The following is a 26,592-nucleotide window of genomic DNA, read 5'->3' on the forward strand; positions in this document are numbered from 1 at the left end:
CCATGCTGCTCGCTGTCATCTACCTCATCGCCATTTCCGCTGAAGCCATGACCGGCGCCCTGTCCGCGGGCCGTCGGCGCATGGACCTGTTCGGCGTGGTCATCATCGCCTGCGTCACCGCGCTGGGCGGCGGCTCGCTGCGCGACATCGTGCTCGGCCATTACCCGCTGGGCTGGGTCCAGCACCCGGAGTACCTGGGCTTCACCATCTGCGCGGCCTTGATCGCCACCTGGCTGGCGCGCTGGATGCATCATTTCCGCCGCACCTTCCTGGTGCTGGATGGCCTGGGACTGATCGCGTTCACGCTGATCGGGTGCGCCGTGGCGCGCGACGCCGGCCACTCGGTGCCGATCGTATTGATCGCGGGCATGCTCACCGGCGCTTTCGGCGGCGTGCTGCGCGATGTGCTGTGCAACGAAGTGCCGCTGATCTTCCAGAAGGAGCTGTACGCGGTGATCACGCTGTTTACCGGTGCCGCGTGGCTGGGCCTGCTGGAGCTGGGCGTGTCGCTCAATGCGGCCACGCTCTGGTCGCTGGGCGGCGGCTTTGCATTGCGCCTGCTCGCGATCCACTACAAGTGGGAAATGCCGAAGTTCGTCTACCGTGACGAAGTCCACTGAAGCGGCAACATCACCGTGAGCGGATGGATCGGTGACACGATGAACCCGTGCTTGAGATAGAACGCCTTGGCCGGTTCATCGATGGCGTGGCAGAGCAATGCACGGGCACCCAGCTGGCCGCAGGCCTGCAAGGCGCGCAGCACGGCATCTTTCAGAAGGCCTTGGCCGATTCCCTGCCCGGCCCACTCTGCATGCACGGCCAGCCGCCCGAGCACGATGACCGGGATCGGATCCGGCATGTTGCGACGGATCCTGCCCGGCGCAGTGTCGTGCGATATCCCGCCAGCGGAAAGCGCGTAGTAGCCGACCACGCGTTGCTGATCGTCGCAGCTGACAAAACACCGCGAAGCGCCCGACGCCTGATTCTGGTGCGCGCGCTCAAGCAGCCACCGGGTCAGCGCAGGGGCGCTGCAGCGGAACCCATCAAGCAGATGTTCCGCCTGCAGCGGTACGGGAGCGGAGAGCCGCAAGGGCTTACCGCTCCCAGGGTGCGGGCGTGCTCAACAGCCGGCGCAGCGCCGGGTTGTCTTCGAGCGGCGCGTCCAGCAGTGCATTGAACCGCTGCAGCTGCTCCGCACTCACGTTGAACTGCGTCTGGTCGGCCAGGACTTCGCGCGCCTTGTCGCACGCCGCGTCGAGGATGAACTCGGTGCGGTTCACACCGCTGATCTGCACGGCGCGATCGATCAGATCCTGCTTGTCGGCCGGTGCGCGGAAATTGATGACCTTGCTTGCGGTTCCCATGGGGAGCACTCGCACGTTGCTGGATTGTGCATACATTGTACATACACCTTGTGGAGCTCTCAAGCGAGGCCTGAAGTCTGCGCCACTTGGGTTGGGTGTATCCAATTGATTCTAATTAATAAACCAGGGATTTCAGTAGGCGTGGTCTTTCGCGGGGCCGGCCGGCCGCCGGCCCCGCACCCGCCTCAGGCGGCCGCTGCCAGACGGCGTGCACGCCGCGCGCGCACCGCCTGGGCCAGCGATTCCAGCACCTCCAGCGAGGTGTCCCAGCCGATGCAGCCGTCGGTGATGCTCTGGCCGTAGGTCAGCGGCTGGCCTTCCACCAGGTCCTGGCGACCGGCGACCAGGTGGCTTTCCACCATCACCCCGACGATGCGCTCTTCACCGCCGGCCAGCTGCGCGTTGATGTCGGCAACCACCTTGGGCTGGTTTTCCGGATTCTTGCTGCTGTTGGCGTGGCTGGCATCGATCATCAGCCGCGCCGGCAGGTGCGCCTTGCCCAGGGTCTGGCTGGCCGCATCCACGCTGGCCGCGTCGAAGTTCGGCTGTTTGCCGCCGCGCAGGATCACATGGCAGTCCGGGTTGCCGGCGGTGGCGACAATGGCGGTGTCGCCCTGCTTGGTGACCGACAGGAAGTGATGCGGGTTGGAGGCGGCGCCCACTGCATCGGCGGCGATCTTGATGTTGCCGTCGGTGCCGTTCTTGAAGCCCACCGGGCACGACAGCCCCGACGCCAGTTCACGATGCACCTGGCTTTCAGTGGTGCGCGCGCCGATCGCGCCCCAGGCCACCAGGTCGGCGATGTACTGCGGCGAGATCACGTCAAGGAATTCCACGCCGGCCGGCAGGCCCAGCTTGTTGATGTCGCGCAGCAGGCCGCGGGCGATGCGCAGGCCCTTGTTGATCTGGAAGCTGCCGTCCAGGTCCGGATCGTTGATCAGGCCTTTCCAGCCGACGGTGGTGCGCGGCTTCTCGAAGTAGACGCGCATGACGATCTCCAGATCGCCGGCGTAGGCGTCGCGCAGCGGCTTGAGGCGATGGGCGTATTCGATGGCAGCCACCGGATCGTGGATCGAGCACGGGCCGATCACCACCGCCAGGCGGTCATCTCGGCCATGCAGGATCTCGTGCAGCGCCGTGCGCGAGGCACTCACCGTATCGGAGGCTTCGTCGTCGCAGGGCAGCATGGCGATCAGCTGCGCCGGCGGGGTCAACGGTTCGAGTTTTCGGATGCGCAGGTCGTCGGTGTGCGGGGGCATGGGGGGTCTCCTGGAAGGTGGGGGTCCCCAGCGCGGCGGCAACAAAAAAGCCGCCAGGTGCGCTGGCGGCTTTCGGGTATGCGTCTGAAGCTTTCTTCAGGTTGAGCGCATGCCTTCCTCCGCCGGTGGCTTCGGAAAGTAATACCAAAAGTAGGAATTGGCGGGGCGTGCGTTCATTGGGGACTATAGATAACACAGCTTTTGTGCGACGCAAAATGTTTCATTCGCAACTGCGGTCGCAGCCGGCCAACAAAAAACCCCGCCTCGCGGCGGGGTTCTTCGCATGCATCACGACAGGATGTCGCGGGTGCGCGGACCTTAGAAGTCCATGCCGCCCATGCCACCCATGCCGCCCATGCCACCGCCGCCCATGGCCGGCTCATCCTTCTTCGGCGCCTCAGCCACCATTGCTTCGGTGGTGATCATCAGGCCGGCGATGGAGGCTGCGTTCTGCAGGGCCGAACGGGTCACCTTGGTCGGGTCCAGGATGCCGAAGGCCAGCATGTCGCCGAACTCGCCGCTGGCGGCGTTGTAGCCGAAGCTGCCGGTGCCTTCCTTGACCTTGTTGACGATCACGGACGGCTCTTCGCCGGCGTTGGCGACGATTTCACGCAGCGGGGCTTCCATCGCGCGCAGGGCGATCTGGATGCCGTGGTTCTGGTCTTCGTTGGCGCCCTTCAGGCCGGCCAGCGCGGTGACCGCACGGACCAGGGCAACACCGCCGCCCGGCACCACGCCTTCTTCGACCGCCGCACGGGTAGCGTGCAGGGCGTCGTCGACGCGGTCCTTCTTTTCCTTCATTTCGATTTCGGTCGACGCGCCGACCTTGATCACGGCAACACCGCCGGCCAGCTTGGCCACGCGTTCCTGCAGCTTTTCACGGTCGTAGTCGGACGAGGTGTCTTCGATCTGGGTCTTGATGCGGGCCACGCGCGATTCCACGGCGGCCTTGTCGCCCAGGCCGTCGATGATCGTGGTGTTCTCCTTGGAAACCTGCACCTTCTTGGCGCGGCCCAGGTCGTTGATGGTGGCCTTCTCCAGCGACAGACCGATCTCTTCGGAGATCACGGTACCGCCGGTCAGCACGGCCATGTCTTCCAGCATCGCCTTGCGACGGTCGCCGAAGCCCGGTGCCTTGACGGCCACGACCTTGACGATGCCACGGATGGTGTTGACCACCAGGGTGGCCAGCGCTTCGCCTTCGACTTCCTCGGCCACGATCAGCAGCGGCTTGCCGGCCTTGGCGACGCCTTCCAGCACCGGCAGCAGGTCACGGACGTTGGAGATCTTCTTGTCGTGCAGCAGGATGTACGGGTCGTCCAGGTCGGCGGTCTGCGCCTGCTGGTTGTTGATGAAGTACGGGGACAGGTAGCCGCGGTCGAACTGCATGCCCTTGACCACGTCCAGCTCGTTTTCCAGGCCCGAGCCTTCTTCAACGGTGATCACGCCTTCCTTGCCAACTTCCTTCATCGCTTCGGCGATGATGTTGCCGATCGACTCGTCCGAGTTGGCCGAGATCGTACCGACCTGGGCAATGGCCTTGTCGTCGGCGGTGGGCTTGGAGATGTTCTTCAGCTCGGCGACGGCGGCAACCACGGCCTTGTCGATACCGCGCTTGAGGTCCATCGGGTTCATGCCGGCGGCAACGGCCTTGGCGCCTTCGCGGATCAGGGCCTGGGCCAGCACGGTGGCGGTGGTGGTGCCGTCGCCGGCGTCGTCATTGGTACGCGACGCGACTTCCTTCACCATCTGCGCGCCCATGTTCTCGAACTTGTCAGCCAGTTCGATTTCCTTGGCGACGGACACGCCGTCCTTGGTGATGGTCGGGGCGCCGAAGCTCTTCTCGAGCACGACGTTGCGGCCCTTCGGGCCCAGGGTGGCCTTGACGGCATTGGCGAGAACGTTGACGCCGCGCACCATGCGCGAACGGGCGTCTTCACCGAAACGAATTTCCTTGGCAGCCATTGCGATTACCTTCTGAATAATTGGGGGACAGGTGGCCGGGCGCTCGGCCCGGCGGCATCAATCAGCCGATGACGGCGAGGATGTCGTCTTCGCGCAGGACCTTGTATTCCACGCCTTCGCTCTTGTAGCTGCTGCCGGCGTACTGGCCATAGATGACCTTGTCACCGACCTTCAGCGACGGCGCGCGGACGCTGCCGTTGTCCAGCGGCTTGCCCGGGCCCACGGCCACGACTTCACCCTTGGTCGACTTTTCCTTGGCCGAGTCCGGGATCACGATGCCGCCGGCGGAGATTTCGTCGGCTTCGATCGGCTTGACCACAACGCGGTCGTGAAGCGGCTTGATGCTCATGTGGGACCTCTTAAGTTATTGATTGGTCAGACAAAGTCCGGCGATGTTAGCACTCACCCAAGGTGACTGCCAGCACCGCTCGTGAAAAAACCCGCCAGTGCGGGACAGGGCAGAGATGGTGGCCCACCTGTGCCTTTCAAGGGGCCGGACCCGAATTTTTCGCAGATGGGGAATCGTCAGAGAGGCTCAACCCGACAAAGTTCCGCCAATTTCTTGACGCACGTCCCATTGCGGCGTGCCGAATACGACATATCGATAGATGTGTCATATGGATTGGCTAGATTCGGCGGGCAAAACCCAATCACAAGGAGCCGTAGATGAGGTTGCCCACACCGCTTTCCCTGGCGTGCCTGCTGGCGCTGGCCGCCGGCCCCGCCCGCGCCGACGTATTCATCAATGAGCTGCACTACGACGACAGCACCCCCGCCGGTGACGTCGGTGAGGCGATCGAGGTCGTCGCCACCGGCGGCGAGGACCTCGGCAGCTACACGCTGTACCTGTACAACGGCAGCGCCCCGTCCGCCGCCACGGTGTATGCCAGCAACCCGGTACCTGCCGGCACGGCCGCCGGCTGCGGCAAGGCCAGCCTCGCCACCGTCACCTACCCCACCAACGGCCTGCAGAACGGCGCCAACGACGGCATCGCGCTGGTCGATGGCAGCGGCAAGGTGGTGCAGTTCATCAGCTACGAAGGCACCGTCACCGCCGCCAGCGGGCCGGCGGCCGGGCTGACCAGCCAGAACATCCCGGTCAGCGAGACCAACAGCACCGCGCCGGGCACCTCCCTCCAACTCACCGGCAGCGGCAGCCAGTACGCCCACTTCACCTGGGCGCCCTCGGCGGCGCAGACCTTCGGTGCCTGCAACAACGGCCAGACCTTCAGCGGCAGCGGCGGCACCGGCCCGAATACCCCGCCCTCGGTCCGCACCACCACCCCCGAGCAGGGCGCCACCACCTTCCCGGCCGCCGCCGACCTGGCCGTGACCTTCAGCGAGACCGTCACGCTCAGCAGCGGCGCGTTCGTGCTCAGCTGCGGCCAGTCCGGCAGCGTGCCGCTCACCCACGCCACCAGCGGCACCACCTTCACCCTGTCCACCAATACCGCGCTGGTCGCCGGTGAAGCCTGCCGGTTCGATATCCGGGCCGCCCGGATCAAGGATGCGCAGGGCGCCCGTCCGGCTGCGGACACCCGCATTGCCTTCAACGTCGCCGCAGGCGGCACCGACCCCGGTCCCGACCCGGACCCGGGCAGCTACTACTCGAAGGTGAACACCTCCAGCCCGAGCCAGCTGCGCTGTTCGCTGCATGAGACGATCAAGGGCCACACCTCGTATCCGTACAGCGGCTCGGGGACCAGCACCTGGACCATCCTGGAGATCGCCGACGAGGATCCCAACAACAGCGGCCGGATCCTGGACGCGTACCGCAACCGCAGCTACGCCAAGGTCAGCGACCGCGCGGGCACCGGTAGCGGCCTGACCTACAACCGCGAACACACCTGGCCCAACTCGCTGGGCTTTGCCAGCACCACCGGCGACAAGGGCCTGCCGTATGCGCCCTACACCGATACCCACATGCTGTACCTGACCGACGCGCAATGGAACGCGGACCGCGGCAACAAGCCGTTCGCCAAGTGCGACGTCAATTGCGGCGAGCGCGCCACCGAGAACAACAACGGCCAGGGCGGTGGCAGCGGCGGATACCCGGGCAATTCCAACTGGGTGCGCAGCCCGGACGGCAATACCGGCACCTTCGAAGTGTGGGGCCAGCGCAAGGGCGACATGGCGCGTGCGGTGATGTACATGGCGATCCGTTATGAGGGCGGCAAGGACGCGGCGACCGGGCAGTCCGAACCGGACCTGGAGCTGACCGACGACCGCAGCAGAATCGTCAAGACCTCGTCCTCGCCGGCGTACATGGGGCTGCTCTCGACGCTGATCGAGTGGCACCTTGCAGATCCGCCCAACGCGGCTGAAAAGGCCCGCAATGAGGTCGTCTTCAGCTTCCAGGGCAACCGCAATCCGTTCATCGACCACCCCGAGTGGGCTACGCCGGCGCTGTTCACTTCGGCCAAGCCGGCGAGCTGCCAGCTCGCTGACTGACGGGTTACGTGGAGCCGGCCGGCGGCCGGCACTACCCGTTGTGTTGGCCGGCAGTGCCGTAATGTTGGCCGGCCCCGCCTTGGGCCGGCCGGCAGCGGGGGAATTCCATCCCTATAATCGGCGGTCATGTCGACCGCCGATTCCGTATTCATTCTTCTGACCACCTGCCCTGACGCCGCCACCGCGGCGCGGCTGGCGCACGCGTTGGTGGAAGAACGCCTGGCCGCGTGCGTGACACGGCTGGACGGGGCGCATTCGACCTACCGCTGGCACGGCGAGGTCACCGAGGACGCCGAGGTCCAGCTGCTGATCAAGACCACCGGCAGCCGCCTGGATGCGGCCATCGCCCGGGTGCAGGTGCTGCACCCGTATGAACTCCCCGAGTGCATCGCGGTCGAAACCCGCGCTGGCCTGCCGGCCTACCTGGACTGGATTCGGGCCCAGACCCGAGAGGAAACCGATTGATGACGCTGTTTGGTCGCTTTGCCGCGCTGTGCGCGCTGTTCGTGGTGTCCCTGCCGGCCCTGGCCGTCAGCGAGAAAGACCTGTTGCCGGTGGATGAGGCCTTCGGGCTGAGCGCGCAGGCGCGCGACCGCGGGCATATCGAGGTCAGCTGGAAGATCGCGCCGGGCTACTACCTGTATCGCCACCGCACCACGGTGAAGAGCGACGCGGCCTTCGTCGCCGAGGCGCTGCAGATGCCGGCCGGCAAGAAGCACCACGACGACTTCTTCGGCGAAGTGGAAACCTACCGCGACCGTCTGGTCGCCGTGCTGCCGGGCAAGGCCACCGACGATGCCGGCATGGTGACGCTGGAAGTGCGTTACCAGGGCTGCGCCGATGCAGGCGTGTGCTACCCGCCGCAGAAGCGCAGCCTGCAGGTGAAGCTGCCCGGCGGAACCGCTCGGGGCGACACTGCGGTAACTCCGGCCTTCAACGGCGCGGCGACATCGCCGTTCAACAACCCGCTGGGCGGCGACGCCGGCGGTGGGCTGCGCCTGCCTGGAACGGCCAGCACCCAGGCGCTGCCGCTGCCTTCCGAACGCGCATTCGGCTTCGAGGCCATCGTCGGCGACGGCAACACCGTGCTGCTGCGTTTCAGCCCGGCGCCGGGTTACTACCTGTACCGCGACCGCACCTCGCTGAAGCTGGAAGGCGCCCCCGGCATCCGCGCCGACACCCCGCGCTGGCCCGCGGCGAAGTCGCACCGCGACGAACACTTCGGCGACGTGGCGGTGTACTTCGACCAGACCGAGGTCGCGCTGCCGCTGCGTCGCACCGTCGCCGACGCTGCCGAGGCGACCCTGGTGATCACCTTCCAGGGCTGCCAGACCGACGGGATCTGCTACCCGCCGATGACGCGCCGCGTGAAGCTGGCGCTGCCGGCCGGCAAGGTCAATGCCAGCGCCGATGAAGCGGTGCGCCGCAGCGACGTGATCGCGCCGCTGGTGAGCCGCGACAAGCGCCCGCAGCCGCGCGAGGCCAATGGCATTGCCACCCAGCCGATGCTGATCCGCCCGAACGAGCCGGTGGCGGACGCGGCGCAGGCCGAGGCACCCGATGCCAGCGCCGACAACGCGCAGCGCACGCCCCCGCCGACCAGCAGCGACGCCACCCCGACCACGCTGATCGCGGCGCTGCTGCTGGCGCTGGCCGGTGGCCTGATCCTCAACCTGATGCCGTGCGTGCTGCCGATCCTGTCGCTGAAGGTGCTGGGCGTGGCGCAGAGCGGCGAGAGCCGCCAGCGCGCGCGCAGCCATGCCCTCTGGTACACCGCCGGCGTGCTGGTCGCGTTCGCTGCGATCGGCGCGCTGGTGCTTGCCCTGCGTGCGGCGGGCCAGGCCGCCGGCTGGGGCTTCCAGCTGCAGCACCCGTGGTTCATCGCCGCGCTGGTGTACCTGATGTTCACCGTGGGCCTGAGCCTGTCGGGCGTGTTCACGCTCGGTGGCAGCCTCGGCGGCGTGGGCCAGTCGCTGGCCTCGCGCAGCGGGCCGGTCGGCGATTTCTTCACCGGCGTGCTCGCCTGCGTGGTCGCCAGTCCGTGCGTGGCGCCGTTCATGGGCGCACCGCTGGCCTACGCGTTCACCGCGCCGGCCCTGCCGGCGATGCTGGTGTTCCTGGTGCTGGGCCTGGGCTTGGCGCTGCCGTTCCTGCTGATCGGCTTCGTACCGTCGCTGGCCAGGCGCCTGCCGCGCCCCGGCGCATGGATGGAAACGCTGAAACAGGTGCTGGCCTTCCCGATGTATGGCACCGCGTTGTGGCTGCTGTGGGTGCTGGGCAAGCAGCGCGGCGTGGACGCCATGGCGCTGGTGCTGGCCGGACTGGTGGTACTGGGCCTGGCGCTGTGGTGGTTCGAGCGCAGCCGCTGGCGCAGCCAGCGGGTGGGCGCGGTGCTGGCCCTGGTACTGCTGCTGGGTGCGCTGGTGCCGGTGTGGGCGGTGACCCGCATCGACGCCCCGGGCAAGGTCGCAGCGCCCACCGCCGACAACGTGGTGGCCTATTCGCCGCAGATGCTCGACCGCCTGCGCCAGGACAATCGCGTGGTGTTCGTCAACATGACCGCCGACTGGTGCGTGACCTGCAAGGCCAACGAACGTGCGGTGCTGGGCACCCACGCGTTCGAGGAAACGCTGCGTCGGACCAACGCGGTGTACATGCGCGGCGACTACACCAATGTCGATGAGCAGATCACCGCGTTCCTGGATGAACACAAGGCGGTCGGCGTGCCCCTGTACGTGGTGTACGGCCCGGGCGCACCGCCGACGGTACTGCCCACCGTGCTGACCCAGGCGCTGGTCGAAGAAGCGCTGCTGCGCACCGCACGATGAGCGCGCCGCCGCGCAGGTCGCTGCTGGTGACAGGGCTGATCGCGGCGGCAATGGGCCTGGGCACCGGCCTCTACCAGTTCGCGCGTGAACCGCAGGAACCCCGGTCTGCTGCGGCGGAACGTCCTGCCGCCGTCCCGGCCAGGCCCGGCGATCCGATGCCGGCGATCACCCTGCCCGACGTGGACGGCGCGCCGGTGGATTTCGCCCGCTTCCATGGCCGTCCGCTGCTGATCAATGTCTGGGCCAGCTGGTGCGGTCCCTGCATCGAGGAGATGCCGATGCTGGCCGCGTTCGCTGCCGCGCAGCCCGGCGACGGCGTGCAGGTGGTCGGCCTGGCCATCGATACGCCCGACGGCGTGCGCGACTACCTGCAGCAGGTGCCGGTGAGCTACCCCATCGTGGTCGAGCAGCCCGCGCCGGATGACGCGAGCGTGCGCCTGGGCAATGCGCAGGGGCTGCTGCCGTATTCGGTGCTGGTGAACGCCGAGGGCAGGATCGTCAAACAGAAGCTCGGGCCGTTCGCCGCAGGCGAAGTGGAGACGTGGGCGAGCCTCAGGTAAAGAAGCGCCGCAGATAGCGGGCGGTCTTTCCCTGTTTCGAACGGCTCACCTGCTCGGGCGTGCCGGCGGCAACCACCTGGCCGCCCTGCTCGCCCGCGCCCGGGCCCACGTCGATCACCCAGTCGGTATCGGCGACCACGCGCAGGTCGTGCTCGACCACCACCACGGTGTTGCCCGCGTCGACCAGGCCGTGCAGCTGCGCCATCAGCTTGTCCACGTCGGCCGGGTGCAGGCCGGTGGTGGGTTCGTCCAGCACATACAGGGTGTTGCCGTGCTGGCTGCGCTGCAGTTCGGTGGCGAGCTTGATGCGCTGCGCTTCGCCACCGGACAGTTCCGTGGCCGGCTGGCCCAGCCGCAGGTAGCCGAGGCCGATGTCGCGCAGCAGCTGCAGCGGGCGCTGCACCACCGCTTCGTCGACGAAGAACGCCAGCGCCTCCTCCACGGTCATCGCCAGTACCTGCGCGATGTTGCGGCCGTTCCACTCCACCTCCAGGGTTTTGGCGTTGTAGCGCTGGCCGTGGCAGGTCGGGCATGGCGCGTACACGCTGGGCATGAACAGCAGTTCCACGTGCACGAAACCCTCGCCTTCGCAGGTTTCGCAGCGCCCCTGGGCCATGTTGAAGGAGAAGCGGCTGGCGCTGTACCGCCGCGCCTTGGCCGTGCGGGTTGCCGCGAACAGCTTGCGCACGTGGTCGAACAGCCCGGTGTAGGTGGCCAGGTTGGAACGCGGGGTGCGCCCGATCGGCTTCTGGTCGACGTTGACCAGTCGTTTGATCGCGGCCTGCCCGGCATGCAGGCGGCCGCGCGTGCGCTCGATCCGGCTCGGCTGCGGCAGGTCGTCGTCGGTCTCCGCTGCCGGCGGCTCATGGCCCAGGTGGTCGCCAACCAGCTCCACCAGCGCCTGGCTGACCAAGCTGGATTTGCCGGAGCCGGACACGCCGGTGACCGCGCAGAACGCGCCCAGCGGGAAGCGTGCGTCCAACCCATGCAGGTTGTTGCGATGGATACCGCGCAGCTCCAGCCAGCCGGCCGGTTCGCGCGGCGTGCGGCGCATGGCCGCGTGGGTATCGAACAGGTAAGGCGCGGTGGCCGATGCCTTCACCGTGCGAAGACCGTCCGGCACACCGCTGTACAGCACCTGCCCGCCATGCTGGCCGGCACCGGGGCCGACGTCCACCAGCCAGTCGGCGCGGCGCAGCATCTCCAGGTCGTGCTCGACCACGAACAACGTGTTGCCACCGGCCTTGAGCTGGTCCAGTGCGTCGTACAGCGCCTCCCCATCGGCCGGATGCAGGCCGGCGGTCGGTTCGTCGAGGACGTACACCACGCCGAACAGGCTGGAGCGGATCTGGGTGGCCAGGCGCAGCCGTTGCAGCTCGCCCGGCGACAACGTGGGCGTGGCGCGGTCCATCGACAGATACCCCAGCCCCAGCGCTTCCAGCGTGCCGATCCGCTCCACCAGGTCCTGCGCGATGCGCTGCGCGGCAATGCGCTTTTCTTCAGACAGGTCCGGGGTACGGCGCACGTCGCTACTGCCTGCGTGCTGCAGGCCGCCGGCGGCCACCCGCGCCTGCTCTGCCTTGCGCCCGGCGGCACGACTACGCGGTGCGCGTGCCGCAGGCGCTTCGAATCGGCCTTCGGCGGCCGGTCGCAGCGCGTCGGCCATGGCCGCCAGTGACAGCTGCGACAGCGCGCCGATGTCCAGCCCGGCGAACGTCACCGACAACGATGCGCGCTTCAGGCGCTTGCCCTCGCAGACCGGGCACACCGTACCGACCATGTAGCGCGCCACGCGCTTTTTCATCATGGCGCTCTGGGTGGTGGCGAAGGTGTGCAGCACATAGCGCCGCGCGCCGCTGAACGTGCCCATGTAGCTGGGCTCTTCCTTGCGACGCAGCGCAGCGCGGGTTTCGGCGGGGGTGAAGCCTGCGTAGACCGGCACCACCGGCTGCTCTTCGGTGAACAGGATCCAGTCGCGCTGCTTCTTCGGCAGGTCGCGCCAGGGAATGTCGACGTCGTAGCCGAGCGTGACCAGGATGTCGCGCTGGTTCTGGCCGTGCCAGGCCGGTGGCCACGCAGCGATGGCGCGTTCGCGGATGCTCAGCGAAGGATCGGGCACCATCGACTGCTCGGTCACCTCGTACACGTGGCCCAGCCCGTGGCAGTTCGGGCAGGCACCCTGCGGCGTGTTCGGCGAGAAATCCTCGGCGTACAGCATCGGCTGTTTCGCCGGATACGTACCGGCACGCGAGTACAGCATGCGCAGCAGGCTGGACAGCGTGGTCACGCTGCCCACGCTGGACCGCACGCTGGCGGTGCCGCGCTGCTGCTGCAGCGCCACCGCCGGGGGCAGGCCTTCGATCGCATCCACGTCGGGCACGCCGACCTGGTCGATCAACCGCCGCGCGTACGGCGACAGCGACTCCAGGTAGCGCCGCTGCGCCTCGGCATACAGCGTACCGAAGGCCAGCGACGACTTGCCGGAACCGGAGATGCCCGAGAACACCACCAGTGCGTCGCGTGGAATGTCCACGTCGACGTTCTTCAGGTTGTGTTCGCGGGCACCGCGAACGCGCACGAGCGCGTCAGCGGCAGCGCGGGGTGCAAAGGGCTTCTTTCGGGTGCTCATGCATCCAGCATACCCACCGCGCGCATGCGCCTGGTGACGGGCGCCGCCGGCCGCTCCAGCACGAACGCGGCCACCGCTTCGGACAACTGCCCGGCCTGTCGCTGCATGGCCTGCGCCGATGCACTGGCCTCCTCCACCATCGCGGCATTCTGCTGGGTGCTGCCGTCCATCTGCAGCAGGGTCTTGCCGACCTGTTCGATCCCCTCGCTCTGCTGCTGGGAGGCGGCCGAAATACTGGCGGTGATCGCAGTGACCTGCTCCACGCTGCTGACGATGCGGGTCATGGTCGCACCTGCCTGGTCGACCTGGCGGGTGCCCGCATTCACGTTCTCCACCGACGCCTCGATCAGGGTCTTGATCTGGCGCGCGGCATCGGCACTGCGCTGCGCGAGCAGGCGCACTTCGCCGGCCACCACGGCGAAGCTGCGCCCCTGTTCACCGGCACGTGCAGCTTCCACGGCCGCGTTGAGCGCCAGGATGTTGGTCTGGAAGGCGATGCCGTCGATCACCCCGGTGATGTCGCCGATCCGGCGCGACGAGGCGGCGATGTCGTGCATGGTCGCCACCACCTGCGCGACCGCGCTGCCGCCCTCCACCGCGATGTCCGCGGCGCCTACCGCGAGCCGATTGGCCTGCAGTGCGGAATCGGCGTTCTGGCGCACGGTGGCGGTGAGTTCCTCCATCGACGAGGCGGTTTCTTCCAGGTGCGCGGCCTGGCGCTCGGTGCGCTCGGCCAGGTCGCGGTTGCCGGCGACGATCTCGTCGGCCGCGCCATGGATCGCGCCGGTAGCCTGCTGGATGCGCACCACGATGTCGGAAAGCTGCTGCACGCTGGCGTTGGCGTCGTCGCGCATCTGTGCGAACACGCCCTGGAAGTCGCCCTGCATGCGCAGCCCCAGGTCGCCGCGTGCGAGCCCCGACAGCAGCACCTGCAGCCCGGCCAGGTTGCCCTGGAAGGTGTCCAGCAGCCGGTTGATGCTGACTGCCAGGGTCAGCACGAATCCCTGCTTGTCATGCACGGCGATGCGCGCATCCAGCTCGCCGTGCGCGGCCGCGTCCACCAGCGCGGCCACCTCGGTTTCCACCGTGGTCTCCAGCGCGCGGCTGCGCCACTCCACTGCCGCGCCGAGCAGTTGGCCCTCGTCCAGGATGGGGTTGAGCACCAGCTGGTAGCGGACGCCGCCCTGCTCGACATCATGGGCGCTGCCCTTGCCACGCTGCAGTTGCGCGGCCACGTTGGCGAACACCGGGTGCAGCCGATGCGCGGGCTCGCCGCGCCACTGTTCCGGCGTGCAACCCAGTGCGCTGCACAGCGCGCGGTTGAGGAAGCCGATGCTGCCGTCCGGCTCGAGCACCATCAACCCGGTCTGGGCGCTGTCCAGCGCCTGGCGGGCGCGGGTGTTGTCGCGCGCGGCCGCACGCTCGGCCTCGATCCGGCTGCGCAGCCGGCCCTGCATGTGCAGCAGCCGCTGCGCCAACCGCCCGAACTCGTCGTGCGGATTGCGCACGACCAGCACCGTGTCCAAGCGGTCTTCTGCGATGTCCTCGGCAAAGCGCAGGGTGTCGGCCATCGGGCGCTGCACCGCCTGCAGGGTGAGCAGCAGGGTGGCGACCAGCAGCATCGCCACCAGCAGGAGGGTCACCGCGAACACGGCGGTCATGGCCCGCGCCTGGCTCTGCAGGCGGCCGCGCGCCGCTTCCAGCGACGCGGCCTGCACCTGCTGGACCTGTTCGAGGCTGGGCGCGATCTGCGCGGCCGTGTCGGCCAGCGACTGCGCCTCGATGTCCAGCCCGACCCGCGCGGCGGTGTAGCCCAGCAATGCGCCCTGATAGGCGTCCATCGCCGCGCGCAGCGCGTCCTGTGCGTCCGAACGCAGGCCCGGCGCGGCCACCGCCAGCTCGAACGGCAGCTTGGCCTCACTGGCACGATCGGTGTGGGCGGAATCGCCGGTGAGCAGCAGCATCGCCTCCTGCCGGCGAATCGTCTGCCATTGCGCGTCCAGCGCCGGGCGCTGCACCGTGGCCAGGGCGTCCTCCATCGTGGTCGCCGCGGCCTCCACCTGCGCGCGCAGGTTTTCCTCGCCACGCCCCATTTCATCCACGCGTGCGTTCAACGCGGTAATGCCGTCGGCGAACTCGGCGATGCGTGCGGCCAGTGCCTGCAACGCCTCCGCCTTGCCATTGCCTGCGGCAGCGCGCTGCAGACCGGCCAGCGACTCCTGCAGGTGCTGCCGTGCCTGCTGCAGCGCCTGGCGGTCGGCATCGTCGAAGCTGGTTGCATAGCGGGTCTGCAGGCGGCGGGCGTCTGCGACCTGGGTGCCGAGTGCCGCCACCAGCCCGGTGACCTGCTGGTGCCTGTCGAACGTGTCAGCAGCACGCTCGCTGTTGTACCGTGTCCACGCGTACACGATAGCCACCAGCAGCAGGCCCGATACACAGGCGACCAGGCTGATCTTCAGCTTGCGCGCCACGCTCAGCCGGCGCAGTGCAACCAGCCCGTCGCGCAGGGCATGCCGGACGGGAACGGACTCACCGCGTCGGGTGAGGGACAACCACAGGCGGCGGGGGAAGGCCGACATTGCGTACTCCAAGCGGAATGACGCATCGGTATCGGCCGCGACTGGAGCAACTTTAGAGGTGTGTCCTCAGAACCTTGAGCGCCGTCAAACTACGCAGCCGTTGTACCGTGCGTAGACGACGGGAAGATGACGCGTTGCCTGCGTTCTGCATCTCTTGGAGCCGGCCGGCGGCGGGCACTACGGCTTTGGGAGGTGGACGAGGGGTAACGGACCGCGCGTGTGGCTGTCCAGCCAGTCGGCGAAGCGGGTACTGCCCAGCAGCGCGCCGGGTTCGGGGGTGAGGGTGGTGTCCTTCAGCCGGGCGCCGTAGTAGCGCGCATCCGGGTCTTCCACGACCGGGCGGTCGTCCTGGTTGAAGTACATCACCCGCTCCACCAGCTCGAACAGGCGGTGGCACTCGGGGCCGGCGATCTGCACCATGCGCCGGGTCGGCGCGGTCATCGCGACCTGCGCGACCAGTGCGGCCAGATCATCGGCGGCCACCGGCTGGACCTTGGCGGGCGACAGGTGCAGCGGCTGGCGTTGGGCCAGCGGTGCCACCAGCTGTGCCATGAACTCGTGGCACTGGGTCGCGCGCACCAGCGTGGAGCGCAGGCCGGATTGGCGGATCAGGCCTTCCTGCACCGCCTTGGCGCGGAAGTAGGGGCTGTCCTGCAGGTACGGCGTCCCCACGATGGAAAGGCCGACCAGATGCTCCACGCCGGCGCGTTCGCAGGCGGCCAGCAACTGTGTGGTGGCCCGCTGGAAGAAGTCGCCGACCTGCGGGTCGTCGAAGATCGGCGCGTTGGCGGCATCCACCACCACCTGTGCGCCCTGCAGTGCGGCGGTCAGGCCCTGGCCGGTCAGCACGTCCGCGCCGGTGCGGCGCGACGCCGGTACCGCTTCGTGCCCGTGCGCAGCCAGATGCTCCACCACCCGACTGCCGATCAGCCCGTGGCCTCCGATGACGACGATCTTCATGTGTGAGGTCCTTGTAGGTGTTACATCACGATGGGGCTGGCAGGCGCCTGCTGGATCGGCACATCGCGCTCATCCAGCATCTGGCGAAGGTCGCTCTCGACCGTGCCGCACAGCTGCGAGATCGGAATGTCGTTGGCACCGCCTTCGAACGGGTTGGCGCTGCTCTCACCGACCTGGTCCAGCGCGGCGTACATCCACGACACCAGCACGCCCAGCGGGATCGCCAGCCACACCATGTGCCCGGCCATCGCACCGCCCACGGTGTCGTTCATCGGCGCCAGCAGGTCGATCATGCCCAGCGGCAGCAGCAGGCACAGGATGCGCACGAAGATCACGTTGATCACCGCGTACTGGCGTGGGTACGGGTAGTTCTTGATGCGCTCGCTGCGCGATTGCTGGTCATGCAGGTCGCGCAGCACGCGCTGCAGCTCGGCGAAGCTGGCCTGCGGAATCTGTCCGTCGTCGAGCAGCTGGCGCAGCGCGGCGCCCTGCAGCGACAGCACTTCGGTGGCCCTGCTGGTCGCACCCAGGATGCGCGAGCGCTCGTCCGGGGTCACGTACTTGGTAAGTTCGGCATCCAACGTACGCACCTTCTCCGGCACGTCATAGTGCTTGCGGTACTCCACATTCGGCGTCAGCTTCTGGGTTTCCCACGGCTTGCTCTCGCGCATCTGGTAGCGCAACGCGGTCAGCCAGGCCAGGTGCCGGTACACCAGCCGCCGGGTATGTTCGGGGTGGCTCACGTAGTCGCGGCTCATGGTGCCCCACAAACGGCTGGCCGCGGTGATCGACGCCCACACCTGCTGCGCTTCCCACAACCGGTTGTAGGTCTGGGTGTTCTTGAAGCCGGCGATCAGCGCCACGCTGGTGCCGAGCATGAAGATCACGTTCCACGGCACCGTCAGCCAATGCAGGCCGCCCAGCTGGTACAGCGCCACCAGGGCGACGTTCCACAGGATCAGCAGGTACAGCGGACGACGCGTCCAGACCAGGAATTCGGTGAAAGTGTAAGAGCGACCAGCGTGCATGATCGTTGTCTCCGGCAGGGTAAGCGCCGCTCAGGGCGCTGCGGTGGGCACCACGCTCACCACGTGGGTGATGCCGTTGCGGAACATCTTTGCGTAGGGGCAGACGCGTTCGGTGTTGCGGACCAGCTCGGCAGCCACGCTGCTCTCCAGCCCGGGAAGGTAGGCCTCCACCTCGGCCGACAGCAGGTACAGCCCGTCGATCGGATCGCGCGAGAAGGTCACCGCCACCTCGATGCAGGCATCCACCAGCACCAGTCCGGCGCGGCTGGCCAGCAGGTTCATCGCACCGTGGAAACAGGCGGCGTAACCGGCGGCCAGCAGCTGCTCCGGGTTGCTGCCGCCGCCGGGACCACCCAGCGAGGGCGGCAGGCGCAGATCGAGCTCCAGCGCGCCGTCGTCGGACACCACCACGCCGGAGGCACGACCATGGCCGGTGACACCGCCCTGGACCCGCACCCGCCCGGTATAGAGCGGACGCACTTCATCGCCACGGTATTTGTCGAGTACGGCAGGCGACGGCGGCTTCAGGTCGGACATGGCAGGTCAGCGCACCAGTCCGGACTGCTGCAGCCAGCCGTCGAAGCCCTGGCGGCCCAGCCATGCCTGTCCGGCAGGTACCAGGGTGTCGTCCTGCAGCTGCGCACCGAAGTACGGCGCCTGCGCGTCGCCGACCACGCGGCGCGGGTCGCCGGTGCGGTCCATGAAGCGCTGCGCCAGTTCGTCCATCGGCGCGCGCTCGGGGCCGGCGATTTCCACCACGCCATTGATTGCGGGCTGCAGCGCCACCTTCACCACCGCATCGGCCACGTCGTCGGCGGAGATCGGCTGCACCAGTGCGGTGGGCAGCCGCAATGACTCACCGGCGGACTGGATGATGCCCGGCAGGAACTCGAAGAACTGGGTGGAATGGATGATGGTGTAGGCGATGCCCGCGTCGCGGATCAGCGCTTCCTGCGCGATCTTGCCGCGGAAGTAGCCGCTGGCCGCCAGCTTGTCGGTACCCACCACCGACAGCGCCACGTGGTGACGCACACCCGCCGCCTTTTCGGCCGCGAGGATGTTGCGTCCGGCGGTCTGGAAGAACGCCAGCACGGCCGCGTCCTCGAACGACGGCGAGTTGGCCAGGTCGATGACCACGTCGGTGCCGACCATGGCCGCGTCCAGGCCCTCGCCGCTGATGATGTCGATGCCGGTGGAGGGCGCGGCGATGACGATCTCGTGCCCGGCCGCGCGCAGGCGGTCGACTACTTTGCTGCCGATGCGGCCGGTGCCGCCGATGACCAGGAACTTCATGGGGATGCTCCACTGCTGGAAGGGGACGCCCCGCTGGAACCGGGGCTTGTGGGGATGCTAGGCAGACCGCCAGGGCGGCAGTAGATCCGCGCACGGACGCGCACTGTTGCCTGCCGGGAACCAATCGGGGTCACCGCCAGGCCCCGGCGTCGATGTCGCGCGCCGGGGCGCCGGCCTGCTGCACGCTCTCCCAGTGGGTCACTACGTCCAGGTCGAGCGCGCGGACTTCGCTGGTGATGAAGTCGATGAAGGCGCGGATCCGCTTGGGCAGCTGGCGCCGACTCAGGTAGCACAGGTAATGGCCACGGTCGTCGGCCGCATATTGGTCCAGGCAGCTCACCGCCAGGCCGGCGTCCAGCGCCGCACGCACCTGGTAGTTCGGCAGCTGCGCCAACCCCTGGCCCTGCAGCACCGCCTGCAGCGCCAGGTCGGCGTCGTTGAACACAAGCGCCGAGGACGGTTCCACGCTGAGCGGCTTGCCGTCCACGCGGAATTCCCACGGCTGCAGGCGCCCGTTCGGCTGGCGCTGGCTGATGCAGGCATGCGCGGACAGTTCGGCCACGGTGCTCGGCAGGCCATGCTGCTGTACGTACGCCGGTGCGGCACAGACTAGAAGCTGCATTGGGATCAGATGCTTGGCGATCACCTCGCTGTCTTCCAGCACGCCATCGCGGAAGGCCACATCGATGCGGTCGGCGGCCAGGTCCAGCGCGCGCTCTTCCAGCTGCAGCTCCAGGGTGACGTCCGGGAAACGGGCACGGAACGCCGAGAGCAGCGGCGCGATCACCTTGCGGCCAAAGCCGTAGTTGGCGCTGACCCGCAGGTGGCCGCGGGGTGGTCCGTCGCGAAGGTCGCGCATTTCCTCCAGCGCCTGCAGGATGCGGTCCACGCCGGGGCGACAGCCTTCATGGAACAGCTCGCCCTCGCGCGTCAGCGAGGTGGACCGCGTGGTGCGCAGGAACAGGCGCACGCCCAGCTGCCCTTCCAGCTTCTGCACGCTGCGGCTGACCGCCGAGCGACCGATGCCGAGTCGATCTGCCGCGCGCGAGAAGCTGCCCTCGTGGGCCACCGCAATGAAGGCCATGACCCCGGCATAGCTTGCCGAGAAGCCGGTGGTGAGCGGATCGACACCGTCTTCGACGGTGCCCGGTTCGGTCAGGGACATGCGGGTGGCACTCCGGGGAGGCGCGCGTGGGCACGCAGGCAGGCATGGGCGGCTTGCAGGCGCTGCCGGCAGTCGTCGGCAGAGAGTCCAAGCAGGGGCATGAGCTCTTCGATGGATGCCCCGGCCACGTCGTGCAGCAACAGCAGCAGGCGCGCGTCGGCCGGCAGGGCGTCCAGCGCGACCAGGAACGTCGTCCACACCTGGTCGGCGGGGCACGGCGGGCCTGCGGCATCGATGGCGTTCGGGGTGCTCATACCGGTCAGACGGACCAGCGCACTGCGCTGTGACAGCCCCACCCCGCCGGGATTGGTGCGTTGCGCTCAACACGGTGCGTCCGCCGCGCCGGCTACCGGGGCGGCGGCGCGGCGCCTAGCCTGCAGCCTCCGATCTGCCTCCCTCTACTGCCAGGACCACGACCATGAGCGAACGTCTCGACTACCAGAAGCAAGCGCCCGCCCTGTTCAAGAAACTGCTCGACTACAGCATGGCCGCGCATGCCACCACCATCGAAGAACCGATCCAGGACCTGATCGCGATCCGCGCGTCCCAGCTCAACGGCTGCGGGTTCTGCGTGGACATGCACGTCAAGCAGGCCACGATCCACGGCGAGCGTCCGCTGCGCCTGCACCACCTGGCAGTGTGGCGCGAATCCACCCTGTTCAGCCCGCGCGAACGCGCCGCGCTCGCGTGGACCGAAGTGCTCACCCAGCTGCCCGTGCACGGCGTGCCGGATGAACTCTACGAGCGCGTGCGTGGCCAGCTTTCCGAACAGGAAGTGCTGGATCTCACCCATGCGGTGATGGGCATCAATGCCTGGAACCGCATCAACATCGCCTTCCGCAGCGAACCGGGTTCGCGCGACAAGGCCTGGGGCCTGGACAAGGCCGACCTCAACTGAAGGAGACACCCATGCGCCTGATCCTGTGCTCCCTGCTGCTGGCCGCCGCCAGCCCCGCCACGATGGCGGCCGCACCCGCCCCTGCCGCCCCCGAGCCGGTGGTGACATCGGTGATGAGCAAGGCCCTGCCCGAGTACCCGGGCAAGGAAGCCTTGATCCTCACCGTGGAGTACCCGCCGGGCGGTGCCGACCCGGTACATCGACACGATGCGCATGGGTTCGTCTACGTACTGGAGGGCAACATCGTGATGGGCGTGGCCGGTGGTCGCGAGGTCACGCTGGGTCCCGGCGAGGCCTTCCACGAAGGTCCGGAAGACCTGCACACCGTGGGCCGCAACGCGAGCAGCACCAAACCGGCGCGATTCGTGGTGTTCCTGCTCAAGGACGCGGACAAACCCGCCGTATTGCCACCGCATTGAGCGGGGCATTGCCCGCCGCAGGAACGGTGCTCCTCTCCCGGCACTGTTCCTGCGGCCTCTGCTCGTGTTGAATGCCGCGATGGATACCTCCCCCGACCTGTTTACCTCGTTGCGCCCGCGCGTACTGGGCGTGGCCTACCGCATGCTGGGCTCGATGGCCGAGGCCGAAGACGTGGCCCAAGAGGTATGGCTGCGCTGGAATGGCACCGACCGCGCAGCCATCGAGAACGCCGAAGCCTGGCTGGTCGCCACCGCCACCCGCATCGCCATCGACGAGCTGCGCCTGGCCCGGCGCAGCCGCGAACAGTACGTGGGCATCTGGCTGCCCGAGCCGGTCCCGACCGAAGACGCGGACACGCCCGAGCGCCTGCACGAAGCGGCCAGCGATCTTTCGGTTGCGTTCCTGGCCGTGCTGGAGCGGCTGGCACCGGAAGCGCGCGCCGCCTTCCTGCTGCACGATGTGTTCGACCGCGACTACCCGGAAATCGCCGGCATCCTGGACAAGAGCGAAGCGGCCTGCCGGCAGATCGTGCATCGTGCGCGTGCTCGCCTGCGCGAGGAACGGCCGCTGCATGTGGTGCCGCACCGTACGCACCAGCAGTTGCTCCAGGCCTTCGCCGACGCACTGGACAAGGCCGACCTGAAGTCGATGATGGCGCTGATGGACAGTTCGGCGCAGTTGATCGGCGACGGCGGCGGCATTGTCAGCAGCTTCCCCAAACCGATGCTGGGCGGCGCCCGCATCGCGCAGCTACTGTTCGCCCCCACGCTGCGGCGGCGCGCCGAGCTGCGCATGGTGCCGGCGTTCTTCAACGGCCGCATGGGGCTACTGCGTTACTTCGGCGACCACCTGGAATCGGCGATGTCGTTCGACACCGACGGCGAGCGCATCACCCAGATCCTGGTGCAGCGCAACCCGAACAAGCTGGCACGAATCCTGGCGCAGCAGCCGCTGTCGCTGCGCTGAGGCTTGATGCGGCGACGACGGCGGCCGGTGCATGCTGGGGGCAACCACGCTGGACCCTGACATGCCCGCTTCCGTTCTGCTGCCCCCTTCGCGCTGGCGTACGCTGCCGCGGCGTTTCTACCGGCGCCATCCGACCGAGGTGGCGCCGGAGCTGCTCAACAAGCTGCTGGTGCGCGACGACGGTCGTGCCGGGCGCATCGTGGAAGTGGAGGCTTATGCCGGCGACCAGGACCCGGCCGCGCACTCGTTCCGTGGCATGACCGCACGCACCGCCAGCATGTTCGGTGAGTGCGGGCACCTGTATGTGTATTTCACGTATGGCATGCACTGGGGCAGCAACGCGGTGTGTGGTGAAGTCGGTCAAGGCTGGGGCGTGCTGTTGCGGGCGCTGGAACCGGTGCAGGGCCTGGACCTCATCCGCGAAGCGCGCCCGGCGATCCGCCGCGACCGCGAGCTGGCCAGCGGTCCGGGGCGGCTGTCGCAGGCGATGGGCATCGACAAGGCGCTGGATGGTGCCGACCTGGTGAAGAACGATCGCGGCATCCGCATCGTCTCCGACGGCATGCCACCACCGGAGGATCCGGTGGCGGGGCCACGCATCGGCATCCGCCATGCGGTGGAGTTCCCGTGGCGCTGGCACGTGCGCGGGCATGCGCATGTGTCCGGGCCGGTGTCAGCGCGGGGTTGAGGCGCGCGGCTGGCCGGTGACGTGCGCACGCAGCAGCGGCAGTGGATCGTACGCCCCACTGCTGCCATAGATGCCCCAGTGCAGGTGCGGCGGGGTACCGGCCGCATTGCCGCTATCGCCCACATAGCCCAGTACATCGCCCTCGGCGAGTACGTCGCCTTCCGAGAGGCCTTCGCGCCAGTCTTCCAGATGGGCGTAGTAGTAACGCTCACGCGCGGGCCCCACCACCCAGACCTGGCGCCCACCCAGCCCACTGTCGCGCACCGCCACCACCACGCCGGGCCCCGCGCTGCGCACCGGCGTACCGCGTCTCGCGAATATGTCCACCCCGGCGTGGGTGCGATCGCGCCCACGCGGCGCGCCGAAGGTGTCGGCGATGCGCCGCGCCGCCACGCCTTCCACCGGCACCGGCAGCGATGTCGGCGGCGGCATGCGGGACAGGTCCCACATCGCGCGCGGGGCCCTCAACCATTCGCTGTTCCAGAAGGCCAGCACGGTGATGCCCAGCAGGCAGGGAACCACGAACCACGCCAGCCATCGACGCAGGGTGTAAGCCCGCGAGCGCGGGCGCGGCTTTTGAACTGCTGCATCGTCGGTATCGGGTGGCGTGGGCGGGTTCATGCCTCCAGCATGGCAGAACCCGCGTAAACACCATGCTTACTGCACTGCCACCGCCTCCGGGAAGGTCCAGCGTCCGTCCAGGATCTCCGCTCGTGGGCGATACAGCCGCACCAGGTAATTCCAGCCGGCCATGGTCGGCAGGCAGTTGGGCACCTGTCCGTCGCAGCCGCCGAACTGGATGTCGACCGAGCCGTCCGCATTCTTCTTCGCGGTCAGGTTGTTGAGCGTGTAGGCGTCCTGCGCATTCTTCTCGAAGTAGCCCTTGGCGTTGTACAGGCTCACCGACCAGAAGCCGTCCACCGGCACATCGGCCACGTGCAGGCGGTACACGGTCTTGCCGTCGTTGTTCGGCGGGGTGACGTTGAGGTACATCGCATCGGCATCGGGATTGCCGCCCCATGCAGACGCAGCACCGATCAGCCGGCGGACCGGATCGACGGTGTCACGGGTACCGAACATGTGCCGGGTATCGGGCAGGGTTTCGGCAAGCGTCAGCAGCGCGTTACGCACCGTGTCCCGGCTTGCCGCGTCCCACTGGGGTACCTCGAAGCTGCCCGGCGAAGCCTGCTGTACCTTGATCGCATCCTGCAGCGCGTGCACCTGGGTCACATCGTCCGGATTGTTGGGATCCACCAGCGTGCGCAGCGCCACGATCACGTAGCGGGTTCCGTCCTTGCCGCGACTCAAGGTATAGGCGCCGGGCTTGTAGTTGACCTGGGTAGTGTATTGATCCTCGTCGATGACCTGCATGGACATGAACCGATCACCGGCATCAGGCAGGGTGATGGTGACCGGCCCCGCATCGAGATCGAACACACCACTGGAATACAACGTGTCACGATTCAATCGAACGACGGTCTGGTTATCGATGGACGCCGGTTCGCGTCGATGCACCAGCTTTCCCAGCCCGCCGTCCTTCACCACCGACGCGAGGTAGCGGTCCGATTCGGCGCGCACGAAATTATCGGCGGTGACCGTCACGCCGCCAGGCTGGGCGGCTCGTTCGACCGGCGCAGCGGCGGGAGCGGTCGAAGGCGCCGACGCGTCCGCCGGAGCTTCGGCAGCCACCGGCGCCACGGGATCGGGTTCGCGCTTGCAGGCAGCCACCGATACCGCGAGGGCCAACGCAGTTGAGAGCAGGACAACGTGGGAGTTCCGCGAGGCTGTAACGCGCACGGTGGCGTCTCCATGGAGGGATGGTCGCAGCCTAACAACGGCGTTGCACCTTCAACACCGTACTTTTACTGCCCTTGGGCCACACTGCGCGCCCGACCCAGGCTGCCCCCCCCACTTCACAGGAATACACTGCATGAACGTCCTGATCGTCCTCACGTCCCACGATGAGCTTGGCACTACCGGCAAGAAGACCGGCTTCTGGCTTGAAGAACTCGCCGCGCCCTACTACGCCTTCCTGGATGCGGGCGCCAACATCACCCTCGCTTCGCCCAAGGGCGGCCAGCCACCGCTCGATCCCAAGAGCAACGAACCCGACGCACAGACGGCGTCGACGCGCCGCTTTGAAGCCGACGCAGAGGCGACCGCCAAACTGGCGAACACCGTTCGCCTGGATAGTGTCTCGCAGGATGATTTCGACACGGTCTTCTACCCCGGCGGCCATGGTCCGTTGTGGGACCTGGCCGAAGACAGGAACTCCATTGCGTTGATCGAATCCTTCATCGGTGCCGGGAAGCCGGTTGGCCTGGTGTGTCACGCGCCGGGCGTACTGCGCCACGTGAAAGCGACCGATGGCAACCCGCTGGTGAAGGGCAGGAAGGTCACTGGCTTCACCAACTCAGAAGAAGCAGGCGTCGGCCTGACCGACGTGGTGCCGTTCCTGGTGGAAGACACGCTGAAGTCGCTCGGTGGCGACTACTCCAAGGGCCCGGACTGGGGCTCGCATGTGGTGAGCGATGGATTGTTGATCACCGGTCAGAACCCCGCCTCATCCGAGGAAGCAGCGAACGTGCTGTTGAAAAAGACCGCAGAAACACGCGACTGAGGGGTTCCTTCGCATTCAATGAACGTCGGGGCAAGAGCGTTTGCCCCGACGTTGACATGCGCCGGGCTAGACTCAAACTGCCTCCATTCCGCGCAGAGATCATGAACAGCTTGGCCGTTTCACCCACCGGCGCTACCGTGCTGGTGGTCGAGGATGAAATCGAACTGTCACGACTCTTCGTCGAAGTGTTAACCGCAGCCGGTTACACCGCCGTTCCCGCGTACTCGGTGACGGATGCATTTGCCGCCATGGCCTACCAGCATTTCGACGCTGCGGTACTCGATGTTGAACTACGCGACGGCGCGATTTTTCCCGTAGCGGACCGCCTCGCTGCGCAGGGAACGCCCTATCTGTTCGCGTCAGCCATCTACTTCCAGGCGATTCCAAAGGCGCACCAGGACGTGCCGTTCATCGGCAAGCCGTTCAACATCGACGATCTGCTGTTCCGCGTCGAGCAGATCATCAGCGGCGTGGATCTGGCTTCGCCTGCGGCTTGACCACTTCGCCATCTTCCTTGGTGAATGGCGTTGCGATCACGGGAAGAATCTCCAGCACCACCTCCGACGGCCGCGCCAGGCGGGTACCCAACCCGGTCTGTACCAGCGGCCGCTGGATCAGGATCGGGTTGGCGACCATTGCGTCGAGCAGCGCTTCGTCGCTCAAGGCCGCGTCGGCCAGCCCAAGGGCCGCATACGGCGCCTCCTTGCTGCGGATCGCATCGCGCACCTGCAGACCTGCCGCCGCTATCAGCTCCGCGAGCTTCTGCCGGGTGGGCGGAGTGCGCAGGTAATCCACCACCTGCGGCTCAATGCCGGCATGCCGGATCAGCGCCAGCGTGTTGCGCGAAGTACCGCACCTGGGGTTGTGGTAAATGACAGCGTTCATTTTTCCTTTACAACACGTGCTGGGGCATGGATCG

The 26,592-nt window shown here is 67.6% G+C and carries 27 protein-coding genes; 11 read left to right on the forward strand and 16 right to left on the reverse strand.

Features of this window, described 5'->3' with window-relative positions:
* Positions 1–2: 2 nt before the first annotated feature.
* Positions 3–620: a trimeric intracellular cation channel family protein gene (locus C2U58_RS11640; protein WP_102946003.1), complete on the forward strand. Its 618-nt coding sequence runs from the start codon at positions 3–5 to the stop codon at positions 618–620.
* On the opposite strand, the gene C2U58_RS11645 is transcribed toward C2U58_RS11640, so the two are convergent.
* The 5 genes from C2U58_RS11645 to C2U58_RS11665 form a co-directional block, all read right to left on the reverse strand.
* The gene (locus C2U58_RS11645; RefSeq protein WP_102946004.1) at positions 599–1,090 is read right to left on the reverse strand and encodes a GNAT family N-acetyltransferase; all 492 of its coding nucleotides are present in this window, start codon (positions 1,088–1,090) and stop codon (positions 599–601) included. The two genes, C2U58_RS11640 and C2U58_RS11645, sit on opposite strands and share 22 nt — an antisense overlap.
* Before the next feature lie 4 nt (positions 1,091–1,094).
* Positions 1,095–1,364: a DUF1778 domain-containing protein gene (locus C2U58_RS11650; protein WP_102946005.1), complete on the reverse strand. Its 270-nt coding sequence runs from the start codon at positions 1,362–1,364 to the stop codon at positions 1,095–1,097.
* Between the two features lie 185 nt (positions 1,365–1,549).
* Positions 1,550–2,623 carry a 3-deoxy-7-phosphoheptulonate synthase gene (locus tag C2U58_RS11655; protein ID WP_102946006.1) on the reverse strand — a complete coding sequence of 358 codons (1,074 nt, stop codon included), beginning with the start codon at positions 2,621–2,623 and terminating at the stop codon, positions 1,550–1,552.
* A 318-nt stretch (positions 2,624–2,941) separates the two neighbouring features.
* Positions 2,942–4,588: a chaperonin GroEL gene (gene groL / locus C2U58_RS11660; RefSeq protein ID WP_102946007.1), complete on the reverse strand. Its 1,647-nt coding sequence runs from the start codon at positions 4,586–4,588 to the stop codon at positions 2,942–2,944.
* A gap of 61 nt (positions 4,589–4,649) precedes the next feature.
* On the reverse strand, positions 4,650–4,937 hold the full coding sequence (locus tag C2U58_RS11665; protein WP_102946008.1) for a co-chaperone GroES: 288 nt from the start codon (positions 4,935–4,937) through the stop codon (positions 4,650–4,652).
* A 317-nt stretch (positions 4,938–5,254) separates the two neighbouring features.
* Here C2U58_RS11665 and C2U58_RS11670 point away from each other — a divergent pair, with 317 nt between their 5' ends.
* The 4 genes from C2U58_RS11670 (at position 5,255) to C2U58_RS11685 (ending at position 10,427) form a co-directional block, all read left to right on the forward strand.
* Complete coding sequence (locus tag C2U58_RS11670; RefSeq protein ID WP_102946009.1) at positions 5,255–7,039, forward strand: endonuclease; 1,785 nt, start codon at positions 5,255–5,257, stop codon at positions 7,037–7,039.
* 126 nt (positions 7,040–7,165) lie between these two features.
* Complete coding sequence (gene cutA, locus C2U58_RS11675) at positions 7,166–7,504, forward strand: divalent-cation tolerance protein CutA (protein ID WP_102946010.1); 339 nt, start codon at positions 7,166–7,168, stop codon at positions 7,502–7,504.
* On the forward strand, positions 7,504–9,867 hold the full coding sequence (locus C2U58_RS11680; protein WP_172448131.1) for a protein-disulfide reductase DsbD domain-containing protein: 2,364 nt from the start codon (positions 7,504–7,506) through the stop codon (positions 9,865–9,867). The genes cutA and C2U58_RS11680 overlap by 1 nt, the downstream gene beginning before the upstream one ends.
* Positions 9,864–10,427: a TlpA disulfide reductase family protein gene (locus tag C2U58_RS11685; RefSeq protein ID WP_102946012.1), complete on the forward strand. Its 564-nt coding sequence runs from the start codon at positions 9,864–9,866 to the stop codon at positions 10,425–10,427. Before C2U58_RS11680 ends, C2U58_RS11685 begins: the two co-directional genes overlap by 4 nt.
* Here the strand turns inward: C2U58_RS11685 and C2U58_RS11690 are convergent.
* The 8 genes from C2U58_RS11690 to C2U58_RS11725 all read right to left on the reverse strand — a co-directional run bounded on the left by C2U58_RS11690 (position 10,420) and on the right by C2U58_RS11725 (position 20,335).
* A complete protein-coding gene (locus C2U58_RS11690) occupies positions 10,420–13,056 on the reverse strand; it encodes an excinuclease ABC subunit UvrA (protein ID WP_102946013.1) in 2,637 nt (878 codons plus the stop codon). The genes C2U58_RS11685 and C2U58_RS11690 overlap by 8 nt on opposite strands.
* Positions 13,053–15,635, reverse strand: a complete 2,583-nt coding sequence (locus tag C2U58_RS20390; protein WP_102946014.1) for a methyl-accepting chemotaxis protein — start codon at positions 15,633–15,635, stop codon at positions 13,053–13,055. The genes C2U58_RS11690 and C2U58_RS20390 overlap by 4 nt, the downstream gene beginning before the upstream one ends.
* 177 nt (positions 15,636–15,812) lie before the next feature.
* Positions 15,813–16,595 (reverse strand): NAD(P)H-binding protein, encoded by a 783-nt coding sequence (locus C2U58_RS11700; protein ID WP_102946015.1) that lies wholly within the window; start codon positions 16,593–16,595, stop codon positions 15,813–15,815.
* A 20-nt stretch (positions 16,596–16,615) separates the two neighbouring features.
* On the reverse strand, positions 16,616–17,623 hold the full coding sequence (locus tag C2U58_RS11705) for a bestrophin family ion channel (protein ID WP_102946016.1): 1,008 nt from the start codon (positions 17,621–17,623) through the stop codon (positions 16,616–16,618).
* 30 nt (positions 17,624–17,653) lie between these two features.
* The gene (locus C2U58_RS11710; protein ID WP_102946017.1) at positions 17,654–18,160 is read right to left on the reverse strand and encodes an Ohr family peroxiredoxin; all 507 of its coding nucleotides are present in this window, start codon (positions 18,158–18,160) and stop codon (positions 17,654–17,656) included.
* 6 nt (positions 18,161–18,166) lie between these two features.
* Entirely contained in the window at positions 18,167–18,916 is a 750-nt protein-coding gene (locus C2U58_RS11715; protein ID WP_102946018.1) for an SDR family oxidoreductase, read from the reverse strand.
* Between the two features lie 130 nt (positions 18,917–19,046).
* Entirely contained in the window at positions 19,047–20,081 is a 1,035-nt protein-coding gene (locus C2U58_RS11720; RefSeq protein WP_102946019.1) for a LysR family transcriptional regulator, read from the reverse strand.
* Complete coding sequence (locus C2U58_RS11725; RefSeq protein WP_102946139.1) at positions 20,072–20,335, reverse strand: transcriptional regulator; 264 nt, start codon at positions 20,333–20,335, stop codon at positions 20,072–20,074. The genes C2U58_RS11720 and C2U58_RS11725 overlap by 10 nt, the downstream gene beginning before the upstream one ends.
* Before the next feature lie 164 nt (positions 20,336–20,499).
* Here C2U58_RS11725 and C2U58_RS11730 point away from each other — a divergent pair, with 164 nt between their 5' ends.
* The 4 genes from C2U58_RS11730 to C2U58_RS11745 all read left to right on the forward strand — a co-directional run bounded on the left by C2U58_RS11730 (position 20,500) and on the right by C2U58_RS11745 (position 23,053).
* Positions 20,500–20,979 (forward strand): carboxymuconolactone decarboxylase family protein, encoded by a 480-nt coding sequence (locus C2U58_RS11730; protein ID WP_102946020.1) that lies wholly within the window; start codon positions 20,500–20,502, stop codon positions 20,977–20,979.
* Between the two features lie 11 nt (positions 20,980–20,990).
* Positions 20,991–21,398, forward strand: coding sequence for a cupin domain-containing protein (locus tag C2U58_RS11735; protein ID WP_102946021.1), 408 nt, complete (start codon positions 20,991–20,993; stop codon positions 21,396–21,398).
* Between the two features lie 79 nt (positions 21,399–21,477).
* On the forward strand, positions 21,478–22,365 hold the full coding sequence (locus C2U58_RS11740) for an RNA polymerase sigma-70 factor (RefSeq protein WP_102946022.1): 888 nt from the start codon (positions 21,478–21,480) through the stop codon (positions 22,363–22,365).
* Between the two features lie 61 nt (positions 22,366–22,426).
* Positions 22,427–23,053, forward strand: a complete 627-nt coding sequence (locus C2U58_RS11745) for a DNA-3-methyladenine glycosylase (RefSeq protein WP_102946140.1) — start codon at positions 22,427–22,429, stop codon at positions 23,051–23,053.
* Here the strand turns inward: C2U58_RS11745 and C2U58_RS11750 are convergent.
* Both C2U58_RS11750 and C2U58_RS11755 read right to left on the reverse strand, forming a co-directional pair.
* Positions 23,039–23,674, reverse strand: a complete 636-nt coding sequence (locus C2U58_RS11750; RefSeq protein WP_102946023.1) for a M23 family metallopeptidase — start codon at positions 23,672–23,674, stop codon at positions 23,039–23,041. The two genes, C2U58_RS11745 and C2U58_RS11750, sit on opposite strands and share 15 nt — an antisense overlap.
* A 36-nt stretch (positions 23,675–23,710) precedes the next feature.
* Positions 23,711–24,850, reverse strand: coding sequence for a DUF1254 domain-containing protein (locus C2U58_RS11755; protein WP_253256722.1), 1,140 nt, complete (start codon positions 24,848–24,850; stop codon positions 23,711–23,713).
* A 133-nt stretch (positions 24,851–24,983) separates the two neighbouring features.
* Between C2U58_RS11755 and C2U58_RS11760 the strand changes: the two genes are divergently transcribed.
* Entirely contained in the window at positions 24,984–25,673 is a 690-nt protein-coding gene (locus tag C2U58_RS11760; RefSeq protein ID WP_102946024.1) for a type 1 glutamine amidotransferase domain-containing protein, read from the forward strand.
* Positions 25,674–25,774: 101 nt separating this feature from the next.
* The gene (locus tag C2U58_RS11765; RefSeq protein WP_102946025.1) at positions 25,775–26,170 is read left to right on the forward strand and encodes a response regulator; all 396 of its coding nucleotides are present in this window, start codon (positions 25,775–25,777) and stop codon (positions 26,168–26,170) included.
* On the opposite strand, the gene arsC is transcribed toward C2U58_RS11765, so the two are convergent.
* Positions 26,136–26,558 carry an arsenate reductase (glutaredoxin) gene (arsC, locus tag C2U58_RS11770; RefSeq protein ID WP_102946026.1) on the reverse strand — a complete coding sequence of 141 codons (423 nt, stop codon included), beginning with the start codon at positions 26,556–26,558 and terminating at the stop codon, positions 26,136–26,138. The genes C2U58_RS11765 and arsC overlap by 35 nt on opposite strands.
* Between the last annotated feature and the right edge of the window lie 34 nt (positions 26,559–26,592).

Source organism: Stenotrophomonas sp. VV52 (assembly GCF_002893095.1).
GTDB classification, from domain to species: Bacteria; Pseudomonadota; Gammaproteobacteria; order Xanthomonadales; family Xanthomonadaceae; genus Stenotrophomonas; species Stenotrophomonas aracearum.

What these genes read in the sequence shown, in the direction of transcription:
- C2U58_RS11640 (WP_102946003.1), top strand. Translation starts at nt 3, where the DNA reads ATGCTGCTCGCTGTCATCTACCTCATCGCCATTTCCGCTGAAGCCATG.
- C2U58_RS11650 (WP_102946005.1), bottom strand. Translation starts at nt 1,364, where the DNA reads ATGGGAACCGCAAGCAAGGTCATCAATTTCCGCGCACCGGCCGACAAG.
- C2U58_RS11655 (WP_102946006.1), bottom strand. Translation starts at nt 2,623, where the DNA reads ATGCCCCCGCACACCGACGACCTGCGCATCCGAAAACTCGAACCGTTG.
- groL (WP_102946007.1), bottom strand. Translation starts at nt 4,588, where the DNA reads ATGGCTGCCAAGGAAATTCGTTTCGGTGAAGACGCCCGTTCGCGCATG.
- C2U58_RS11665 (WP_102946008.1), bottom strand. Translation starts at nt 4,937, where the DNA reads ATGAGCATCAAGCCGCTTCACGACCGCGTTGTGGTCAAGCCGATCGAA.
- C2U58_RS11670 (WP_102946009.1), top strand. Translation starts at nt 5,255, where the DNA reads ATGAGGTTGCCCACACCGCTTTCCCTGGCGTGCCTGCTGGCGCTGGCC.
- cutA (WP_102946010.1), top strand. Translation starts at nt 7,166, where the DNA reads ATGTCGACCGCCGATTCCGTATTCATTCTTCTGACCACCTGCCCTGAC.
- C2U58_RS11680 (WP_172448131.1), top strand. Translation starts at nt 7,504, where the DNA reads ATGACGCTGTTTGGTCGCTTTGCCGCGCTGTGCGCGCTGTTCGTGGTG.
- C2U58_RS11685 (WP_102946012.1), top strand. Translation starts at nt 9,864, where the DNA reads ATGAGCGCGCCGCCGCGCAGGTCGCTGCTGGTGACAGGGCTGATCGCG.
- C2U58_RS11690 (WP_102946013.1), bottom strand. Translation starts at nt 13,056, where the DNA reads ATGAGCACCCGAAAGAAGCCCTTTGCACCCCGCGCTGCCGCTGACGCG.
- C2U58_RS20390 (WP_102946014.1), bottom strand. Translation starts at nt 15,635, where the DNA reads ATGTCGGCCTTCCCCCGCCGCCTGTGGTTGTCCCTCACCCGACGCGGT.
- C2U58_RS11700 (WP_102946015.1), bottom strand. Translation starts at nt 16,595, where the DNA reads ATGAAGATCGTCGTCATCGGAGGCCACGGGCTGATCGGCAGTCGGGTG.
- C2U58_RS11705 (WP_102946016.1), bottom strand. Translation starts at nt 17,623, where the DNA reads ATGCACGCTGGTCGCTCTTACACTTTCACCGAATTCCTGGTCTGGACG.
- C2U58_RS11710 (WP_102946017.1), bottom strand. Translation starts at nt 18,160, where the DNA reads ATGTCCGACCTGAAGCCGCCGTCGCCTGCCGTACTCGACAAATACCGT.
- C2U58_RS11715 (WP_102946018.1), bottom strand. Translation starts at nt 18,916, where the DNA reads ATGAAGTTCCTGGTCATCGGCGGCACCGGCCGCATCGGCAGCAAAGTA.
- C2U58_RS11720 (WP_102946019.1), bottom strand. Translation starts at nt 20,081, where the DNA reads ATGTCCCTGACCGAACCGGGCACCGTCGAAGACGGTGTCGATCCGCTC.
- C2U58_RS11725 (WP_102946139.1), bottom strand. Translation starts at nt 20,335, where the DNA reads ATGAGCACCCCGAACGCCATCGATGCCGCAGGCCCGCCGTGCCCCGCC.
- C2U58_RS11730 (WP_102946020.1), top strand. Translation starts at nt 20,500, where the DNA reads ATGAGCGAACGTCTCGACTACCAGAAGCAAGCGCCCGCCCTGTTCAAG.
- C2U58_RS11735 (WP_102946021.1), top strand. Translation starts at nt 20,991, where the DNA reads ATGCGCCTGATCCTGTGCTCCCTGCTGCTGGCCGCCGCCAGCCCCGCC.
- C2U58_RS11740 (WP_102946022.1), top strand. Translation starts at nt 21,478, where the DNA reads ATGGATACCTCCCCCGACCTGTTTACCTCGTTGCGCCCGCGCGTACTG.
- C2U58_RS11745 (WP_102946140.1), top strand. Translation starts at nt 22,427, where the DNA reads ATGCCCGCTTCCGTTCTGCTGCCCCCTTCGCGCTGGCGTACGCTGCCG.
- C2U58_RS11750 (WP_102946023.1), bottom strand. Translation starts at nt 23,674, where the DNA reads ATGAACCCGCCCACGCCACCCGATACCGACGATGCAGCAGTTCAAAAG.
- C2U58_RS11760 (WP_102946024.1), top strand. Translation starts at nt 24,984, where the DNA reads ATGAACGTCCTGATCGTCCTCACGTCCCACGATGAGCTTGGCACTACC.
- C2U58_RS11765 (WP_102946025.1), top strand. Translation starts at nt 25,775, where the DNA reads ATGAACAGCTTGGCCGTTTCACCCACCGGCGCTACCGTGCTGGTGGTC.
- arsC (WP_102946026.1), bottom strand. Translation starts at nt 26,558, where the DNA reads ATGAACGCTGTCATTTACCACAACCCCAGGTGCGGTACTTCGCGCAAC.